This window comes from Arthrobacter sp. SPT-J7 (assembly GCF_059089965.1).
This window is the reverse complement of sequence record NZ_JBNHFF010000040.1, coordinates 1-19,202: the sequence shown is the minus strand read 5'-3', so window position 1 is coordinate 19,202 and position 19,202 is coordinate 1. Positions and strand designations below refer to the sequence as shown.

The following is a 19,202-nucleotide window of genomic DNA, read 5'->3' as shown; positions in this document are numbered from 1 at the left end:
GGACTTCCCAGAGTTCCTCGTGCCTTCCTTCACCAATAAGGTGCAGGTCAACTTCACCCACGGTGGGCAGGTAGCGGTAGGGTTCGTCCACGGTGACTAATTCAGCGCCGGGGTAGCTTACAGCCAGGCGGTAGTCCGGGACGTGCCCCTGCTGCAGCGGCTCCATAACGGCCACCCATACGCCGTGGGCTTCATGCTCCATCGGGATTTCGCCGGCTGCAGTGATAACCGTAACGGCTTCCGCCAGATGCTTCACGGTACGGATGGTGACGTGGCCGTAGTCGTCCAGGTGCGCGCCCAGGATGGAATGGGGGGCGTGGTGTTCACCGTTCGCGATCTTGCCCAGGGTGCCCGCATCCACGTGCAGCGGCACCCCCGGACGTTCCGTTCGTGCTGAGCCTGTCATTTCGTTACCTTCCGATGCTGCCCCGGCCTGGTCGCCGGCGCCGTTACCGCTGAGGAGCCGCCTGGAGGCGTTCACAGGGATCGCCAGCCAGTCGGGCCTGTTACGCATTTCATAAACTACTTCGTACAGTGCCTTGTCCAGCCACAATGCCACAAACAGGGGCGAGTCCCTGTCCACGGTGCCGGGCGTGACACCCGCATACCCTGCAAGGAAGGCCTCGGCGCAGTCATCGACCCAGGAGGCCGGCACTTTGGCGCCTTCCTGTTCACGATGGGCAGCTCCTGCCGCGTAGTCGAAGGACCGCAGCATCCCCACGACGTCCCTCAGGGGAACGTCAGGAACGTTGCGCTCCGCAATGGGGCGCAGCGGTTCACCTTCGAAGTCGAGGATCGCCCACCGGGGCGGGTTTCCTGACTGTCCGGGGACCTGGAGGATCTGGCCAAGGTGGAGGTCGCCGTGGATCCGCTGGAGCGGACCGGCAGCGACTCCATCGAGCCCGCGGAGGAGCTCATCCAGCGCGTGGTCATAGGGGCCGACGGCGGAGGCGGCTTCCGCCCAGGCCTGCCGGACGCGCTGGGCTACTGCAGGAGCAATCACCTTGCCGGGTTCAGCTTCCGCTGATTGTCCGAGTGCCTCTGCAAGCCGGCGATGGACCGTGGCGGTGGCTGCGCCCAAGGCGCGCGCCTCAGCCGTAAAGTCTGTTCCGGACCTGGCCGCGTCAACAGCCAGCCGCCATGCATCACGTCCGCCCGCCAGGAACTCATGCGCCACCGCCAGCTCGCCCTGGACGTAACGGGAACCAGAGCCCGGGACGTCGGAAGAAGGCGTGCCCTGCGCCAGCCACTCGCCACGGACCCAGCCCAGCGTCGCCGGAACTTCAGTGGTCCCTGCAGACGTGAGAGCAGCACCCACCTCAACCTCGGGGTTCGTCCCCTCCGACAGGACGCGGAAGAACTTCACGATGGCGGCCGACTCGCCGTCGTCCACAATAACTGAACTGTTGGACTGCTCCCCGGAGAGGACCTTCACCACGCCGCGGGCGGTGGGAAGCCGGTGGTTCCCTGGAGCGCGGAACCCTGAGGCGGTGCCGCTGGGGGCACTGTCCTCGGCGCGCATCAGGTCAAGCCAGCCGCCCACAAAATCCGGATCATGCACGGCATCGTAAACCCATGGCCTGGACGGATCCGTCCCGGCGGCCTCCCCGACGAGTGCCCGCTCCATCCCCGCCGCCGGCGCCGGCCGGAAGCTCAAGGGGACCTGGACCACGTCCGTGCGGCGGCCGCCATCGGCTCCCCTGGTGGTCACCTTCAGGAGGAACACGGCGAGCCCCGCGTGGCCGGAAGGATCGTCCAGCCCCAGGCTGCCCACCTGGGACAGCTCGAAGCCGGGCGTCTTTACGGGGAACCAGCGCTGCCTTGGAAGCCATTCCTGGAGCAACGCGGTGAGGGCGGGGGTGAGGATGGGCTGGTTCATGTCAGTTCTCAATCGAGAGGATCGGCATTGCCTGCGTATAGGGGGACGAAGGATTGGACGCCGCCGACCGGATCCTCAGCCAGAAGAAATCGTGGCTGCCGAGAGTCAGCGTCAGCGTCCCGTCCTCGTTGATGCCAGGAAATGGCTGGCCGCCAAATACATCACGAAGGCCGCGCCCGCCGTAATCGGGGATACGCAGCCTAGCGGCCACTGGATGCTGCGACAGGTTGAAAGCACACAGAATGGATTCGCCGTCCACCCCCGCGGCGTTACCGTTGGGCAACTCCCGGAGGTAGGCCAGCACTGCGTCATGATCGGCTTCGACATGCTTGAAGGAGCCCAGGCCGAAGGCAGGATGGTTCCTGCGGACGCTCAGAATCTGGCGCGTCCAGCGAAGCAGGGACCCCGAGTGGGCGGCCTCGGCCTCAACGTTGGCCATGTTGTAGTTGTAGACCAGCGACTGGATGACCGGCAGGTAGAGCTTGCCCGGGTCCGCGTTGGAGAAGCCCGCGTTGCGGTCGGGGTTCCACTGCATGGGAGTCCGGACGGCGTCCCGGTCCTCCAGCCAGATGTTGTCCCCCATGCCGATCTCATCCCCGTAATACAGGAACGGACTGCCCGGCAGCGACAGCAACAGGGCGTGGATCAATTCGATTTCCGCCCGGGAGTTGTCGAGCAGCGGTGCGAGCCGGCGGCGGATGCCGATGTTGGCACGCATCCGGGGATCCGGCGCATACCAGCCGAGCATGGCTGCGCGCTCATCGGCGGTGACCATTTCAAGAGTCAGCTCGTCATGGTTCCGCAGGAAGGTGCCCCACTGGGCGCCGTCGGGAATGTCGGGCGTGTCGTGCATTGTCTCGATGATGGGGGCGGCCTTCTGGTCCCGGAGCGCGTAGTACAGCCGGGGCATGATCGGGAAGTGGAACGCCATGTGGCACTCGGGTTCGGTTTCCGTCCCGAAATACTCCACCACTTCATTGGGCGGCTGGTTCGCTTCGGCAATAATGACGCGTCCGGGGTAGCTTTCGTCCACCATGGCCCGGAGTTTGCGGAGGAACTCATGGGTGGCCGGCAGGTTCTCGCAGTTGGTCCCCTCTTCCTCGAAGAGGTAGGGGATGGCGTCAGCGCGGAACCCGTCGATGCCCTGGTCCAGCCAGAACCGGACCACATCGAAGAGTGCGTCGATGACCTTGGGGTTCTCGAAGTTCAGGTCCGGCTGGTGGCTGAAGAACCTGTGCCAGAAGAACTGCCGGCGGATGGGGTCGAAGGTCCAGTTCGATTCCTCGGTGTCCACGAAGATGATCCGGGCGTCCTGGTACTTCTCGTCCGTGTCGCTCCAGACGTAGAAGTCGCCGAACGGTCCGTCCGGGTCCTTCCGCGACTCCTGGAACCAGGGGTGCTGGTCGGAGGTGTGGTTCAGGGGCAGGTCGATGATGACCCGCACCCCCCTTGCATGTGCTTCGGCGACCAGCCGCTTGAAGTCCGTGATGGTGCCGAACTCGTCCAGGACGGAGTTGTAGTCGGAGATGTCATAGCCGCCGTCACGCAGCGGCGACTGGAAAAACGGCGGCAGCCAGAGGCAGTCCACGCCCAGCCACTGCAGGTAGTCAAGCCTGTCGATGAGGCCGGAAAAGTCCCCGGAACCGTCACCATTGGCATCCGCAAAAGCTCTCACGAGGACCTCGTAGAAAACGGCTTTCCGGTACCACAGCGGATCGTGCTGCAGGCCCGGCGCATTCAGTTCGAAGGTGCTCTTCGGCGTGAAATGCTGTCCCGAACTTTGCGGATTAAAACTCACTGATGCATTCTCCTCACGCTGAGGATGTGTGCGGGCTCAACATGCGGGTCCAGGCGCACGTAGTTGTACTCGCCCCATTCCCAGCTTTCACCGGAGATGAGGTCGTCCACGTGGAAGCCGCCGTTCGGGGTGAGGTCCTGCGGATCCAGCTCCAGGGCCGCGAGGTCCAGCGAGACACTGCATTCCTTGGTGACGTGGGGATCCACGTTGACCACCACGATAACGGTGTCCTTGGATCCGTCGGCGAGGGTCTTGTGCTTGGAGTAGACCACGGTGGAATCGTCAGTGCTGTGGTGCACGGTCAGGTTCTGCAGGTCCTGCAGCGCCGGGTGGGTGTGCCGCAGCTCATTAAGCCTGGTGATGTAGGGAGCAAGCGTCCGCCCGGACTGGGCGGCGGCGTCCCAGTCCCGTGCCTTGTACTCGAACTTCTCGTTGTCGATGTACTCCTCGGCCCCCGGCCGGGCAACGTGCTCGTACAGCTCATACCCCGCGTAGACACCCCACAGCGGGCTTGCCGTGGCTGCCAGGGCTGCCCTGATCTTGAACGCCGCCGGCCCGCCGAACTGGAGGTATTCGGTGAGGATGTCCGGCGTGTTCACAAAGAAGTTGGGCCGGAAGAAAGCCGACGACTCGTGGCTGACCTCGTTGAAGTACTGCTCAATTTCCTTCTTTGTGTTGCGCCACGTGAAGTAGGTGTAGGACTGCTGGAACCCGGCGCGGCCCAGCGCGTGCATCATGGCGGGACGTGTGAAGGCCTCAGCGAGGAACACAACCCCCGGAACCTGCTTCTCCACCTGGGCAATAAGCCACTCCCAGAACCACACGGGTTTGGTGTGGGGGTTATCCACCCGGAATATCTTCACCCCGTGGCTGACCCACAGCAGGACAATACGGAGAATTTCGTTGGCGAGCCCCTCCGGGTCGTTATCGAAATTCAGGGGATAAATGTCCTGGTACTTCTTCGGCGGGTTTTCCGCATAGGCAATACTGCCGTCCACCCGGGTGGTGAACCATTCGGGATGCGACTCGACCCACGGATGATCCGGGGCCGCCTGCAGGGCCAGGTCCAGGGCGACCTCCAGGCCCAGGTCATTGGCCCGGGCCACAAAGGCGTCAAAGTCTTCAAAGGTCCCAAGGTCGGGATGGATGGCGTCATGGCCGCCCTCCTTCGCTCCGATGGCCCAGGGCGAGCCTGGATCGTTCGGGCCTGCGATGAGTGTGTTATTGGGGCCCTTGCGGTGCTGGACGCCGATGGGATGGATGGGCGGCATGTAGATGACGTCAAAGCCCATGGCGGCGACGGCTTCGAGCCGTTGCGCGGCGGTGCGGAAGTTTCCCGAAGTCCAGGTGCCTGTGGTGTGGTCCTTGACTGCGCCTTCGGAGCGGGGGAAGAACTCGTACCAGGCTCCGCGGCCGGCCAGGTCCCGCTCAACCAGCAAAGGGTACCGCTCGGATACGGTGACCAGCTCGCGGATCGGCTGGTGCGCGACGACACCGGTGACCGCATGGCTGAATCCGGCCGCGAGGCGCTCCTCCGTGCTGAGGGAAGGGTCAGCCAGCTTGTCGGCGGCCCCTTGCAGGACGCCCCTGTCCCACTCGCTGCGGGAGTCGTCCCCGGCAGCTTCATGGAGCAACGCGGCACCCTCCGCGAGCATCAGCTCAACGTCAATGCCGGCTTCCACCTTCACCTCGGCGTTGTGGTGCCACGTGCCGTAGCGGTCATGCCACGCTTCAATGACGAAGGAGCAGTTGCCCGTGTCCGACGGCGTAAGGATGCCTTCCCAGCGGTCGGTCCCCATGCCGCGTTCCCCGCGGGGCGGCGCGAGCCTGACGCGTTGCCGTTCCTGGCCCGCCGGATCCAGGAGCACAGCACTGACGCCAAGCTGGTCGTGCCCCTCCCGGAACGCGGTGGCGCCCACCACGATGCCCTCGCCAGGCAGGGCCTTGGCAGGGAACTTTCCACCCTCCACCACCGGCTGCACAGCCGTGATGGGGAATCGTCCAAACCGCAGGCCGTCCATGATCCGGCCCTGCGGCTTTTCCTTCGATGCGGCAATGGTTCCTGAGTTAGTCGTCACAGGCTCGACGTTAGCGAGAAATGAGCCGGATTGCTAAGCGTGCGCACTATTTTCGTTGCCGCCCGTGTCATTTCCTCCACGCCAAGAGTCATTTACCCAAAAGAACCGCAAGGTTGGTTCCGGCCGCGCATGTTGTCGGTTAGTGTGACGCAGGTGAAGGCAATCCGCAGATTTACGGTCCGTACAGTCCTCCCTGAACCAATCCGGCCGCTGACCCGGCTGGCGAGCAATTTGCGCTGGTCCTGGCACCGCCCCACCCGGGAACTCTTCGCCGGGCTGAACCCGCGGCTTTGGGTGGAAAGCGGTGAGGACCCTGTCGGTTTCCTGGGCCTGGTGAGCCGCGAAGAGTTCCAGCAGCTCGCCGCAGACCAGTCGGTGGTGGACCGTGTCCGCGCCGCCGAACAGGACCTTGACCGGTACCTCGAAGAGCCGCGCTGGTACCAGGGCCTGGGCCCGGACGCGCCGGCGTCGATTGCCTACTTCTCCCCCGAATTTGGTATCACTGAAGTCCTCCCCCAGTACTCAGGTGGCCTGGGCATCCTGGCCGGCGACCACCTCAAGGCAGCCTCGGACCTGGGCGTGCCCCTGATCGGCGTTGGCCTGCTGTACCAGGCCGGGTACTTCAAGCAGTCCTTGTCCCGGGATGCCTGGCAGCAGGAAACCTACCCAGTCCTGGATCCGGACGGCCTGCCTCTCACCCTCCTGCGCGAACCTTCCGGGGACGGCAACGGCCGGCCGCTGCAAATCTCCCTGCCGCTCCCCAACAACCGCCGCCTGCTGGCCCACATCTGGCGTGCCGACGTCGGACGCGTCCCCCTGCTGCTCCTGGACTCGAACGTCCCGGGCAATGACGAAGCCGCCCGCAGCATCACTGACCGTCTCTACGGCGGCGGTGGCGACCACCGGCTCCAGCAGGAGCTGTTGCTGGGCATGGGCGGGGTCAAGGCGCTCCGCGCCTTCCAGAAGCTCACTGGAACCCGCGCTCCGGAAGTGTTCCACACCAATGAAGGCCACGCCGGTTTCCTGGGCATTGAGCGCATCCAGGAATTGATGTCCGGGGAAGAGTCGCTGACGTTTGATGAGGCATTGGCTGCGGGCCGCGCCTCGACTGTCTTCACCACGCACACCCCGGTGCCCGCCGGCATCGACAGGTTCGAAATCTCCCAGATCCACCACTTCTTCCAGGCGGGGCTTGCGCCGGCTGTACCGGTGGACCGGATCCTGGAGCTTGGCCGCGAGAACTACGCGAACGGCACCCCGTCCGTTTTCAACATGGCCGTCATGGGTTTGCGGCTGGCGCAACGGGCAAACGGTGTGGCCAAGCTGCACGGCGAAGTGTCCCGCGGGATGTTTTCCGCGCTGTGGCCCGGGTTCGACCATTCCGAAGTACCCATCACCTCCGTCACGAACGGGGTGCACGTGCCCACGTGGGTGGACAGCCGTATTTCAAAGCTCGCCCGGGACCAGTTCGGCAGCGAAGCTGAAGCGCTGGGCCGCTGGGACCTCGCCTACAACGTCAGCGACGCCGACGTCTGGGCGCTGCGCCGCGAGATGCGCGTCGCGCTGGTTGAGGACGTCCGCCGCCGGCTCCGTGCCGCCTGGAAGAAGCGCGGCGCGGCCGACGCTGAACTGGGCTGGACGGACAACGTGCTGGACCCGGACATACTCACCATCGGGTTCGCCCGCCGCGTGCCCACCTACAAGCGGCTCACCCTGATGCTGCGCGAGCCGGAACGGCTCAAGGCACTCCTCCTGCACAAGGAACATCCCATCCAGCTGGTCATTGCCGGCAAGTCCCACCCCGCTGATGACGCAGGGAAGAAGATGATCCAGGACTTGGTCACCTTCACGGACGACCCCGAGGTCCGTCACCGCATCGCCTTCCTGCCCAACTACGACATCGGGATGGCACGGACGCTCTTCCCCGGCTGTGACGTCTGGCTGAACAACCCGCTCCGGCCGCTCGAGGCCTGTGGGACGTCCGGCATGAAGGCAGCGCTCAACGGTTCGCTGAACCTTTCAGTCCTCGACGGCTGGTGGGATGAGATGTACGACGGCGAGAACGGCTGGGCGATTCCCACGGCCAACAATGACGCCTCACCGGAGGAACGCGACGATATCGAAGCCGCCGCCCTCTATGAGCTGCTCGAGACGCAGGTTGCCCCCCGCTTCTACGGCAGCACGGTGTCCGCAGGCGCAGGCGCTGCCGGGCCGTCGACGTCGGGCACAGAAAAGGTGCCCACCCACTGGGTGTCGATGATCAAGCACACCCTGTCGCATCTTGGCCCGGCGGTTTCAGCCGAGCGCATGCTGCGCGACTACGTGAACGTCCTGTACCGCCCGGCAGCGGAAGCCGGCCGGAATGCCGGCGCCAATTCCTACTCCCAGGCACGCACGCTGGCAGCATGGACGGCAAAGATCCGCGCCGCCTGGCCGCAGGTGCACGTGGAGCACGTGGACTCCGTGGGGGTATCCGAAGACCCGCAGATCGGTGACACTCTCCAGGTGAATGCCTACGTGGCGCTGAACAGCCTCACCCCGGAGGACGTCAGCGTTGAGGTGGCGTACGGCAGGGCGGAGGAAAGCGACACCCTGGCGGACATCACGGTGATGGAACTGAAGGTGCAGGAAGACCTGGGCAGCGGCCGGCACCTGTTCAGTGGCTCGCTCGTGATCGACCGTTCCGGGTCCTTCGGGTACACGGTCCGGGTACTGCCGCGCCATGACGCTCTGGCGTCGAAGGCTGAGCTTGGCCTGATCGTCAACGCATAAGAGGCAGGACCCGAACCCACTGCAGGAGGATCCCATGAACGACCGGACCGTGGCAGACCTGATCGTGGAGCGGCTCACAACATGGGGCGTCAACCGTGTGTTCGGGTACAGCGGAGACGGGATCAACGGGTTCATGGGAGCCCTCCGGCGTGCGGAGGGCCGAATTGAACTTGTGCAGGCACGGCACGAGGAAACCGCGGCCTTCATGGCCGTTGGGCACGCAAAGTACACCGGCGGCGTGGGAGTGGTCACATCCACACAGGGGCCGGGCGCGGTCCACCTCCTCAACGGACTCTACGACGCCAAGCTCGACGGCGTGCCCGTGGTGGCGATCGTGGGCCAGCAAAGCCGCACGGTGCTGGGCTCGGCCTACATGCAGGAAATCGAACTGACCGTCCTCTTCAAGGACGTTGCGGCCCAGTTCGTGCAGCAGGTCAATGCTCCCGAACAGCTTCCCATGGTCCTGGACCGCGCCTTCCGCACGGCGAAGGCCACCTCCTCGCCGTGCGTGATAATCCTGCCGCACGACATCCAGTCCGCACCCGCGCCCGAGCTGGAACAGGAGCATGGCGTCGTGGTCACCGCGCCGTCCTGGAGCACGTCAGCGAAGTCGCCCCGCAACGAGGACCTGGACGCCGCGGCGGCGCTCCTCAACAATGCGCAGAAGGTGGCGCTTCTCGTGGGCCAGGGCGCCCGGCACGCCGCCGCGGAGGTGGTGGCGGTGGCTGAAAAGCTGGGTGCCGGCATCGCCACCAGCCTCCTGGGGAAACCATATGTGGACGAGGCCTTGCCTTTCGCCGTGGGCACGATGGGGCATTTGGGCACCACCGCCAGCGCCCACCTGCTGGGCAACTGCGATGCGCTGCTGATCGTTGGCTCCAACGACCCCTGGACTGAGTTTTATCCGCCGCCCGGTGCGGCACGGGCAGTGCAGATCGATATCGACGAGCGGAAGATCGGCAACCGCTACCCCGTGGAGGTTGGGCTGGCCGGCGACGCGGCAACGGCCCTCAAGGCCCTTGGTTCCCGGCTCGATCAGCGGCCACGGGGGCAGTGGCGGGCCGAGGTCGAGCAGGAAGTTTTGCGCTGGCGGGCACTGGCCGAAGAACGCGCCGCGGTACCTGCCAGCCCCGTCAACCCGGAAAGGGTGGTGCGGGAGCTCAACGGCAGGCTTCCGGCCAACGCCCAGGTGAGTATCGACGTCGGCAGCTGCGTTTACTGGTACGCCCGCCAGCTCATACTTCCGCCGGACGTCCCCGCCCACCTTTCAGGCACGCTGGCAAGCATGGGCTGCTCCATCCCCTACGGCATTGCCGCCAAGCTCGCCCACCCCGGCCGGCCCCTGGTGGCACTGTCCGGGGACGGCGCCATGCAGATGGCAGGCATCGCCGAACTGGTGACGGTGGCCCACCGCTGGCGGCAATGGCAGGACCCCCGGTTTGTGGTCTGCGTCCTGAACAACCGGGAGCTTACCGAAGTCACGTGGGAGCAGCGCGAGTCCGAAGGCGAGCCGCGGTTCCGGGACAGCCAGGAACTCCCGGACTTTCCGTTCGCGGGTTACGCCGAGTTGCTGGGCCTTACTGGCATCCGGGTGGACGATCCCGAGCTTTTGGGCGATGCCTGGGAGCGGGCGTTCGCGGCCGACCGCCCTGTGGTGATCGAGGTGCTGACCGACCCCGAGATTCCCCTCCTGCCGCCCTTCCCGGGAGGCCGCGAGAAGGCCGACAGCATGCGCAAGGCCCTTGCTGAGGAGGAAGGCGGCAACCGGGCCTTGGACCTGCTGGACACCTACGCCGGGCAGGAAGAACGCCCCTAAAGCATGACGGCTGTGACGGCGAGGTCCTTGCCGGAGTAGCGCTCGGCGTCCTGGAGGATTTCGCAAATTACCCCGAAGGACCGGTCAATGCGGAAAGGCGCCGCTACCTGCCACAGGACCGTGACCGGAGGGTTGCCGTTGTCCGTGATACTGTCCGCGAAGTCATGCAGGGAATCATTCAGGGCATCCAGGTTCACGCCGTAGTGCTCAGGGAAGTTGAGGACCTCACCAAAGGTCTCCAGGACTGCCTTCTTGCTGTCAGCGGCAGGAATCACCAGGCTGCGCCGTCCGGCATCAGCCACCTGTTCCTGCAGTTCTTCCAGGGTCCAGGTCTCGCCGGAGTAGATCTTCATGGCTGCCTAGCTGCCTTCCGCTATGAATCGAAACGTCTCGTAGTGATCTTCGGTGTAGTACTTCTCGCCGCCGTCGCCGGCAACGATGCGCCGCGCTCCCCGGTCTGGTTCCCCGGGTGTTGGCACCGTGTATTCACGGTAGTAACCCCTGTCCCGCCGGGGCAGGATCCGCTCGAAGTTCCCGAACGTCTGGTCGTCCTGCCGGTAACTGTAAGGTCCCCCCGCGCGGATGAGGGCGAGCGTCCGGCGCCCTTCAGCCGGCAATGCAGACTCCCGCACCTCCGGCAGGTTGGAGGGGTTCTCCTGCGCCCGGGGCTGCGTGGCGGCCTTCGTACCGGAACCGGCGGCGGGGGAACCCTGGGCGGCACCCGGGGCCGGGGTGGCACTGAACCCGCCCTCCGGCGTCGTACTGTCCGTCAAGTGGCCCAGGATCCCGGTGCCGCCGAACGCGAGCAGTCCCAGCACCACAAGCCCAGTCAGCAGCAAGGGCAGGACATTTCGGTTGCGCATTACGTTGTTCCCCGGCGCATCAGCTGCGGTAGATATTGATGGAGTTGGCCTCCAGGAGGTCCTTCTCCCCCGAAGCCACCCTGCTGCCTTGGCGGAGCTCGTGCAGCGGTGAGGTGGTCAACCGGAGCTCGAAGATCCTGTGCGGTGTGTCCTCCGCGGAAATGCGGGGCAGCGTGATCTGCACGTCGGAGCTGCTGCCGTTCACCACCACCAGGCCAGCGAGCGTGCCGTCGTCGGAGCCCAGCAGGAGTTGCATCACGCGGTGCTGCGGATCGTTCCAGCGTTCCATGGACATGGGCTGCCCGGCCTGGTCGAACCAGTACAGGTAGGACTGCTGATCCCGGACCGGAAAGTCGTGGGGCTGGGCCGCCAGGAACTCCTTGCGGAGGCGGATGTACCGTTTCGTGCTCCGCAGCATCTCGTGGGACTCCGGGGTCCTGGTCCAGTCCAGCCAGGCGATGGCGTTGTCCTGGCAGTAGGCGTTGTTGTTCCCCTGCTGGGTCCTTGCCAGTTCATCGCCGGCCGTAATCATGGGCACGCCGAGGGAAATCAACAGCGTGGCCATGAGGTTGCGGCGGGACTGGGCGCGCCTGGCGAGGATGGCGCCGTCCTCGGTGGGGCCTTCAAAACCGTGGTTGTAGCTGCGGTTGTCACCATGGCCGTCCCGGTTTTGCTCACCGTTGGCCTCGTTGTGTTTCCGGTCGTAGGAAACGAGGTCGTTCAGGGTGAAGCCGTCGTGGGCGGTGACGTAGTTGACCGACGCCAGCCGGGAGCGGCCGGACGCCGCAAAGAGGGCTGCGGAACCGGAGATCACATCGGCGAGCTTCGCCACCGGCCCGCCGTGCCCACCGGATTCGATGGAAGCACGGTCCGCCAGCCAAAATGAGCGTACGGCGTCGCGGAAATGATCGTTCCAGTCCGCCCAGCCGGCCGGGAAACGTCCGGTCTGCCAGCCGCCGTAGCCAACATCCCAGGGTTCGGCGATCAGCTTCACGTCAGACAAAACGGGATCCGCCGCAATGGCAACGAGGAACGGGTGCCGGGGATCGAACTCATTGGCCGCGTTCCGGCAGAGCGTCACGGCAAGGTCGAACCGGAAACCGTCAATGTGGAACTCGTCCACCCAGTGGCGCAGCGAGTCCAGCACCAGCTGGACTACCCGGGGTTCAGCAAAGTTCAGGCTGTTGCCGCAGCCAGTGGTGTCTTCGTACTTGCCGTTTCCGTCTGTCCGGTAGTACGCGTCCTCCCCCAACCCGCGGAAGCTCAGGGTCTGCCCGTCCGGCCCACCTTCGGCTGTGTGGTTGTAGACGACGTCAAGGATGACTTCCAGGCCTGAGGCATGGAGCGCCTTGACCATTCCCTTGAACTCGTCCTGGACCGCCTGGGCGCCGGCCTGCTGGGCCGCCTTGGTGGCGTAGCCGGGGTGGGGGGCAAAAAAGGCTGCGGTGTTGTATCCCCAGTAGTTGGTCAGTCCCAGGTCCTGCAGGTGCGGTTCATCCAGGTGGAAGTGGACGGGCAGCAGTTGCACTGCAGTGATTCCGAGGCCTTTGAGGTGCTCCACAATAGCCGGGTGCGCCAGTCCGGCGTAGGTGCCGCGGAGTTCCTCGGGCACGTCCGGGTGGAGCATGCTCTGGCCCCGGACGTGGGCCTCGTAGATGATGGTGTCGCGCCACTCCTGGCGGAGCCTGGCGTCCGATCCCCAGTCAAAGTCGCTGGCCATCCGGACGCTCGTCAGAAATCCGTCGCGTTGGTCCACTGCGCGCCCGTACGGGTCCAGCAGCAGCGGCTGCCCGCCGTCGTCGTCAACATCCTGGGTGGGCACGGCAAGCGGCAGGGACTGTTCTGCGGATGCTGCGCGGAACCCGTAGCGCGAGCCGTAGGGCAGGTTGTCCACGATCCCGTGGTGGATGCCGTGGCTTACGTTGGGCAGCGCCTGTACGCGCCAGTCTCCGCCGGGGGCTATGGAGACGACTTCCAGGTTCCGCACGCCGGGGGCGTAGCAGGCCACATTGGCCCTGGCACCCGGCCGGGTGCCGTTTCCGGCTGGACCGGACACGGCCGGATCCGCGCGCGGGACAGTCACACCGAGTGGAAGAGCCGTTGAGGCGTCCGTGGTGGAAGAAGTGTCGAAGAGCGGCATGACCATCACCTAAAATATTAGCCGCCAAGGGCACATCGCCTGCCTACGCGTCACAATGGTGCCTAGGCAGGCCGGGACAACGGACCTTTGCTACTGCGCGGCGGTTACTTTGCGGCGCGCTGGCGGGATACCTCGTACAGCGAGATCCCCACTGCCATGGAGGCGTTCAGGGATTCCATTGCCGAGTCGATGGGGATCGAAACGATCTGGTCGCAGTTCTCCCGGACCAGGCGGCTGAGGCCCTTGCCTTCCGAACCCACCACGATGCAGACGGGTTCTGTGGCGAGGGCGAGGTCGGGAAGCGAAACGTCGCCGTCGCCGTCAAGGCCCAGGACAAAGATGCCCATGTTCTTGAACTGCTTCAGCGCGCTGTTGAGGTTGGACGCACGCGCCACCGGTACGCGGACTGCTGCCCCGGCGCTGGTTTTCCAGGCGGAGGCGGTAACGCCTACGGAGCGGCGTTCGGGGACGATCACGCCGTGGCCGCTGAAGGCGGACACGGACCGGATGATGGCACCGAGGTTCCGGGGGTCGGTGATGCCGTCGAGGGCAACGAAGAGCGGCGCATTGGGGACATGGCCCTTTTTCCACTTCTCCACCGTCTCCTCGGCGAGTTCGTAGGCGTCCTGGTACTCGTAGGGCGGGATCTGCAGGACCAGGCCCTGGTGGATGGCGTCGTCAGTCATCCGGTCCAGTTCGGGCTTGCCGGTCTCCAGCAGCGGGATGCCGCGTTCGGCAGCGATCTTCAGGGATTCCTTGACCCGGTCATCCATTTCGATGCGGATCGCGATGTGCAGGGCTTTAGCGGGAATGCCCGCGCGGAGCGCCTCAACCACGGAGTTCCGGCCGGTGACCACTTCCTCGGTAGCCCGTCCCTTGGGGCCGGACTTGGCGGCGCCGGCGCTGCGCGCGCCCGTGCCGCGCTTGGCGGCGGAGCGCTCTGCGAGCTGCTTGGATTTGTGCGCCTTGTGGTAGGGGCGGTCCTCCGCCTTGGGCGTGGGGCCCTTGCCTTCGAGGGCCTTGCGGCCGTGACCACCGGTTCCGATGGTTGGGCCCTTCTTCGCTTTAACCGATCGGCGACCATTGTTGGCCATTGTGTTCCACCCTTGATTGTGTTGACTGAGTCTGCCTACCAGTCTACTGAACCAAGTAAAATCGCCTGACCCAAGCGGCATGGCCTAAGGGTGGCTACCCCCTCACTCCCGCTTCAGGCTCCAGGTGGCGCCGTCCGGACCGTCTTCGACCACGACGCCGGCGGCGGCCAGGGTGTCCCGGATGGCATCGGAGGCGGCCCAGTTTTTTTCGGCCCGCGCCGCGGCCCGGGCTTCCAGCTGCGCCTGGACCAGGACGTCCAAAGCGCCGGCTTCCTTGCTGCCGCCGGCATCGGCCCCGGCCACAGCATTCAGCCCAAGGACCTCGGTCATCACCATGACTGCGTGCAGCGCGTGACGGCCGGCGTCGTCATCCCCCTCGGCGAGGGCTGTGTTCCCGGCGCGCACCGTCTCGTGGAGCGCCGCCAGCGCACGCGGGACGTTGAGGTCATCGTCCATGGCCCCAGAAAAAGTGCGGACGGCGTCGGTGGATGAGCCGAAGTTGCCGGCCACGAAACCTACGCCGTTGCCAAAGCGGGCTGCGGCTTTGGCGATGAAACCATCGATGCGTTCGACGGCGGCGGCAGCTTCCTGCAGCGACGTGGGCCGGTAGTCCAGGATGGAGCGGTAATGCGCCTGCCCGAGGTAGTAGCGGACCACCCGGGGCGGGGCCAGTTCCAGCATGTCGGCCGGACTGATGGTGTTCCCGATGGACTTGGACATCTTCTCGCCCTGGTACGTCACCATGCCGTTGTGCATCCAGAAGTTAGCGAACGGGTGGCCGGCTGCTTGGGACTGTGCCAGCTCGTTTTCATGGTGCGGGAACCTCAGGTCCAGGCCTCCGCCATGGATATCGAATTCCGTGCCCAGGTATTTGGTGACCATGGCGGAGCATTCGAGGTGCCAGCCCGGGCGGCCTGCGCCCCAGGGTGAAGCCCAGCTTGCGGTGGCCGGCTCTCCGTCCTTGGAACCCTTCCACAGCGCGAAGTCGCGGGGGTCTTTTTTCCCGCGAGGGTCGGCGTCGGGGGCAGCCTGCATGTCGTCGATGTTCTGCCGCGTCAGCGACCCGTATTTACTCCAGGAACGGACGTCAAAGTACACGTCGCCGGATTCGTCCGGGGCGGCATAGGCGTGCCCGCGGTCCATCAATTCCTGGATCAGGGCATGCATTTCCGGAATGTGGCCGGTGGCGCGGGGTTCGTAGGTTGGCCGCGACACGCCAAGGGCGTCGTACGCCTTCAGGAATTCCTGTTCGTAGCGGTATGCAAGGGCCCACCACTCTTCCTGGGGCACTTCGCCAGGCTCCGGTTTGAACTCGGGGGCGAAGGATGCTTCCGACTTGGCGAGGATTTTGTCATCGATGTCGGTGACGTTCCTGACCACCGTCACCCGAAAGCCCCGGTAGGTCAGCCAGCGGGTGAGCTGGTCGAAAGCGATGGCAGAGCGGATGTGGCCAACGTGGGGCATGCCCTGCACCGTGGCGCCGCAGTAGTAGAGGCTGGCCTTGCCCTCGATGAGGGGGACGAAGTTCCGGACGTCGGCGGAGGCAGTGTCATAGAAGCGCAGGGTCACCGCTCCAGATTAGCCGATGGCGGCGGAGGGCTTCGGATACACCAGGGCAGTGGCCACCGCGGAGATACCTTCTCCGCGCCCCGCGAACCCCAGGCCGTCGCTGGTGGTTGCCGTAACGCTGATGGGTGCGCCTGCCGCTTCGCTGAGAACCTGTTGCGATTCTTCCCGGCGTGGTCCGAATTTGGGCCGGTTGGCCACGAATTGGACTGCGACGTTGCCGATTTCGAAGCCGGCTGACCTCACGATTCTGGCTGCTTCCGCAAGGAGGGTGATTCCCGATGCACCGGCGAACTCAGGACGGCTGGTCCCGAAGTGGGTGCCGAGATCACCAATTCCAGCGGCCGAGAAAAGGGCGTCCGCAGCTGCGTGGGCCACCGGGTCACCGTCCGAGTGCCCGGCGAGGCCACGTTCGCCCTCCCAGAGGAGCCCGCCGAGCCATAGCGGGCGCGGCGCGCCCTCAGCGGCATACGCATGCACGTCGATGCCGATGCCGGTGCGGGGCAGGACCACATTGACGTCTGCCACGGTCAGCCCTCCACCCAGCGGGCGCCCAGCGGCCCTTGCAAAAGTCCCTCGGCGAGGATCAGATCCAGTGGAGTGGTGATCTTCAGTGACTGGCTGGAGCCCCGGACAGCGTGGACCGGGGTGCCGAGCATCTCGACGAGCATCGCGTCATCAGTTACGGCTGCGGACTGCTGCTGGTTCAGCGTGCGGGCCGCTTCATGCGCCTGCAGGAGGGTTTTGAGCTGGAATCCCTGCGGCGTCTGGACGGCGCGGAGGTCCTCACGTGGTGCGGTCCCGGTAACAACTTCCGGAGCCAGTGCGCTGCCCTCGCCGGTAGTCGCAGCGACGGTCTTGACCGTGTCCACCACGGGAACGGTTGGAATAACGGCCACGGCTCCGGCGGCAAGGGCGTTCACCACCCGGTGGAAAACCGATTCCGGCGTCAGGGCCCGCGCGGCATCGTGCACCAGCACGGCCTCGATCCCGTCCATGAGGGCAGCGATGCCCGCCCGGACGGAATCGGCCCGGGTGGCACCGCCGTCGATAAGGGACAGGAGGGGGCCGCCGTCGGCCAGTTCTTCCCGGAAGTCATCACACAGCTGGCGCAGGTCGGTGTCGCCCGCCGGAAGCGCGATGCACACCTGGCTGCTGACGCCGGACGCGACAATGCCCCGGAGTGCGTGCATCAGGATAGGTTCGCCACCCAGCGGTACCGCCGCCTTGGGCATGCCGTAGCCTAGCCGTTGCCCGGAGCCGGCGGCCACCAGGATCACGGCGGTGACGGGGCGCGGGGGAGTTTCACTCATGCGGACTAGCCTACGTCCCCGCGGCTGGCCCCGTCGGGACCTGGATCCGGGCAAAAAGAAGCCCCAGCGGCACGTGGGTGCCACCGGGGTTCAATTCTTAGGAAGCCAAAACCTCGTCGAGAACGCTTGCAGCCTTCTCCTCGTCGGTTTTTTCAGCCAGGGCCAGTTCTGAAATCAGAATCTGCCGGGCTTTGGCCAGCATACGCTTTTCGCCTGCGGAAAGGCCCCGGTCGTGATCGCGGCGCCACAGGTCGCGGACGACCTCTGCCACCTTGATGACATCACCGGAAGCAAGCTTCTCCAGATTTGCCTTGTACCTGCGTGACCAGTTGGTGGGTTCTTCGGTGAACTCAGCACGAAGCACGTCGAACACGTGCTCCAAGCCTTCCTTGCCCACTACGTCCCGAACGCCAACAAGATCTACATTCTCTGCTGGAACTTCAATGGTCAGATCACCCTGAGCCACCTTGAGCTTGAGATACATCTTCTCTTCGCCCTTGATGGTGCGCATCTTGATTTCTTCAATCTTCGCAGCACCGTGGTGAGGGTAAACTACTGTCTCGCCGACCTCAAATACCATGTGGACATTTCCCCTTTCCCGCAGACCAGTTTATCACGATTCAGGCATATGACCGGCCGGCAAAAGGGCCCCGAACCGCGAAAATACGCGGAAAAACGGGATAATCGACCCCCTTGGACCCCTTGACGAATGCGGATAATAGTGCATCGCGCGGGCCCTGCCAAGGGAGGATATGACGGCGCCGAATCCTCGTTTAGGGTCCTTTGCGGATAGGCTAGGCCTGAATAATCTTTCAACCTCTCGAGGAGTACGTGACGTGCGTTTCACTGCGATGAACCGGGCCCAGCGCGCCAAGGTGGCACTGACGGCTGCCGCCCTCGGCGTCGGACTGCTGACGTCAGGCTGCGGGTACACCAATTCCCAGCAGACAAGCCAGCAGTACCAGTCGTCGGACGGCATCATCACCGACCTCGGCCCGCTGCAGCTGCGCAACATCCTCATCGTCTCGAACGGGGAAGACCAGCCCGGCCGCGTCATCGGCGCGGTCTACAACTCGTCCTCGCAGGACGTGACGCTGAAGCTGAACGGCGCCGGTGGCTCACAGACGGAAGTGCCGGTCAAGGCCAGCTCCTACACCCTGCTGAACAACACTACGGACCAAGCCATCCTGAGCACCACTGGCGGAATCCCGGGGTCCCTGGTTGACGTCAGGATCAGCGAAAACGGCACCAACGTGAGCAACACCGTGAAGGTTCCGGTGCTGGATGCCACGCTGCCCGAATACAAGGAATACCTGCCGCCAGGCAGCACCCCGCCGCCTTCGGCGACCCCCTCCCCCACGGCTTCCGAAAGGGGAGGCGGCAGCGGCCACTAGGCCGCAGGCTCCAAGAAGCTTCGGTACAACAAAGGGAGGGGCCAGCGGGCCCCTCCCTTTTTGGTTATGTCCTTGCGTTCAGCATTTACGGCTCGAACTTGTAGCCGAGGCCCCGCACGGTGACCAGGAAGCGCGGCGCTGAAGGATCGGGTTCGATCTTCCCGCGCAGCCGCTTGACATGGACATCGAGTGTTTTAGTGTCACCGACATAGTCCGATCCCCAGACGCGGTCAATGAGCTGGCCGCGCGTGAGCACCCGGCCGGAGTTGCGTAGGAGCATCTCCAGGAGTTCAAACTCCTTTAAGGGGAGCAGCACCTGTTCGCCACCCACGCTGACGACATGGCGTTCAATATCCATCCGGACGGGCCCGGCCTGCACGGTGGAGGAGATCAGCTCCTCCGGTTCGCCCTGGCGGCGCAGGACCGCCCGGACCCTGGCCACCAGTTCGCGGGAGGAGTACGGCTTGGTGACGTAGTCGTCGGCGCCCA

General features: G+C 65.1%; 15 protein-coding genes. 3 read left to right on the top strand and 12 right to left on the bottom strand.

Going from position 1 to position 19,202, the window contains the following annotated elements:
* The 3 genes from AC5RWX_RS20990 to AC5RWX_RS20980 form a co-directional block, all read right to left on the bottom strand.
* Positions 1 to 1,879, bottom strand: a 1,879-nt coding sequence (locus AC5RWX_RS20990; RefSeq protein WP_494098240.1) for a maltokinase N-terminal cap-like domain-containing protein, incomplete at its 3' end; no start/stop codon positions are given.
* 1 nt (position 1,880) lies between these two features.
* Positions 1,881 to 3,677 (bottom strand): maltose alpha-D-glucosyltransferase, encoded by a 1,797-nt coding sequence (gene treS / locus AC5RWX_RS20985; protein WP_494098239.1) that lies wholly within the window; start codon positions 3,675 to 3,677, stop codon positions 1,881 to 1,883.
* Positions 3,674 to 5,698 (bottom strand): alpha-1,4-glucan--maltose-1-phosphate maltosyltransferase, encoded by a 2,025-nt coding sequence (locus AC5RWX_RS20980; RefSeq protein ID WP_494098243.1) that lies wholly within the window; start codon positions 5,696 to 5,698, stop codon positions 3,674 to 3,676. Before AC5RWX_RS20980 ends, treS begins: the two co-directional genes overlap by 4 nt.
* Before the next feature lie 210 nt (positions 5,699 to 5,908).
* Here AC5RWX_RS20980 and glgP point away from each other — a divergent pair, with 210 nt between their 5' ends.
* Positions 5,909 to 8,527, top strand: coding sequence for an alpha-glucan family phosphorylase (gene glgP, locus AC5RWX_RS20975; protein WP_494098238.1), 2,619 nt, complete (start codon positions 5,909 to 5,911; stop codon positions 8,525 to 8,527).
* A gap of 34 nt (positions 8,528 to 8,561) precedes the next feature.
* On the top strand, positions 8,562 to 10,343 hold the full coding sequence (locus tag AC5RWX_RS20970; RefSeq protein WP_494098237.1) for a thiamine pyrophosphate-requiring protein: 1,782 nt from the start codon (positions 8,562 to 8,564) through the stop codon (positions 10,341 to 10,343).
* Here the strand turns inward: AC5RWX_RS20970 and AC5RWX_RS20965 are convergent.
* The 8 genes from AC5RWX_RS20965 to AC5RWX_RS20930 form a co-directional block, all read right to left on the bottom strand.
* Complete coding sequence (locus AC5RWX_RS20965) at positions 10,340 to 10,696, bottom strand: barstar family protein (protein ID WP_494098236.1); 357 nt, start codon at positions 10,694 to 10,696, stop codon at positions 10,340 to 10,342. The genes AC5RWX_RS20970 and AC5RWX_RS20965 overlap by 4 nt on opposite strands.
* A gap of 6 nt (positions 10,697 to 10,702) precedes the next feature.
* A complete protein-coding gene (locus tag AC5RWX_RS20960) occupies positions 10,703 to 11,206 on the bottom strand; it encodes a guanyl-specific ribonuclease (protein WP_494098235.1) in 504 nt (167 codons plus the stop codon).
* 19 nt (positions 11,207 to 11,225) lie between these two features.
* Positions 11,226 to 13,352: a glycogen debranching protein GlgX gene (gene glgX / locus AC5RWX_RS20955; protein WP_494098234.1), complete on the bottom strand. Its 2,127-nt coding sequence runs from the start codon at positions 13,350 to 13,352 to the stop codon at positions 11,226 to 11,228.
* 98 nt (positions 13,353 to 13,450) lie between these two features.
* Complete coding sequence (rlmB, locus tag AC5RWX_RS20950) at positions 13,451 to 14,440, bottom strand: 23S rRNA (guanosine(2251)-2'-O)-methyltransferase RlmB (RefSeq protein WP_494098233.1); 990 nt, start codon at positions 14,438 to 14,440, stop codon at positions 13,451 to 13,453.
* 102 nt (positions 14,441 to 14,542) lie between these two features.
* Positions 14,543 to 16,009, bottom strand: a complete 1,467-nt coding sequence (gene cysS, locus AC5RWX_RS20945; protein WP_494098232.1) for a cysteine--tRNA ligase — start codon at positions 16,007 to 16,009, stop codon at positions 14,543 to 14,545.
* A 9-nt stretch (positions 16,010 to 16,018) separates the two neighbouring features.
* On the bottom strand, positions 16,019 to 16,519 hold the full coding sequence (gene ispF / locus AC5RWX_RS20940; protein WP_494098242.1) for a 2-C-methyl-D-erythritol 2,4-cyclodiphosphate synthase: 501 nt from the start codon (positions 16,517 to 16,519) through the stop codon (positions 16,019 to 16,021).
* Between the two features lie 17 nt (positions 16,520 to 16,536).
* On the bottom strand, positions 16,537 to 17,319 hold the full coding sequence (gene ispD / locus AC5RWX_RS20935) for a 2-C-methyl-D-erythritol 4-phosphate cytidylyltransferase (protein ID WP_494098231.1): 783 nt from the start codon (positions 17,317 to 17,319) through the stop codon (positions 16,537 to 16,539).
* Positions 17,320 to 17,416: 97 nt separating this feature from the next.
* Positions 17,417 to 17,899, bottom strand: a complete 483-nt coding sequence (locus AC5RWX_RS20930; RefSeq protein WP_011690592.1) for a CarD family transcriptional regulator — start codon at positions 17,897 to 17,899, stop codon at positions 17,417 to 17,419.
* Between the two features lie 271 nt (positions 17,900 to 18,170).
* Here AC5RWX_RS20930 and AC5RWX_RS20925 point away from each other — a divergent pair, with 271 nt between their 5' ends.
* Entirely contained in the window at positions 18,171 to 18,713 is a 543-nt protein-coding gene (locus AC5RWX_RS20925) for a hypothetical protein (RefSeq protein ID WP_494098241.1), read from the top strand.
* 85 nt (positions 18,714 to 18,798) lie between these two features.
* Here AC5RWX_RS20925 and AC5RWX_RS20920 read toward each other — a convergent pair.
* Positions 18,799 to 19,202 (bottom strand): winged helix-turn-helix domain-containing protein (locus AC5RWX_RS20920; protein WP_494098230.1); only part of this gene is annotated, 404 nt, incomplete at its 5' end.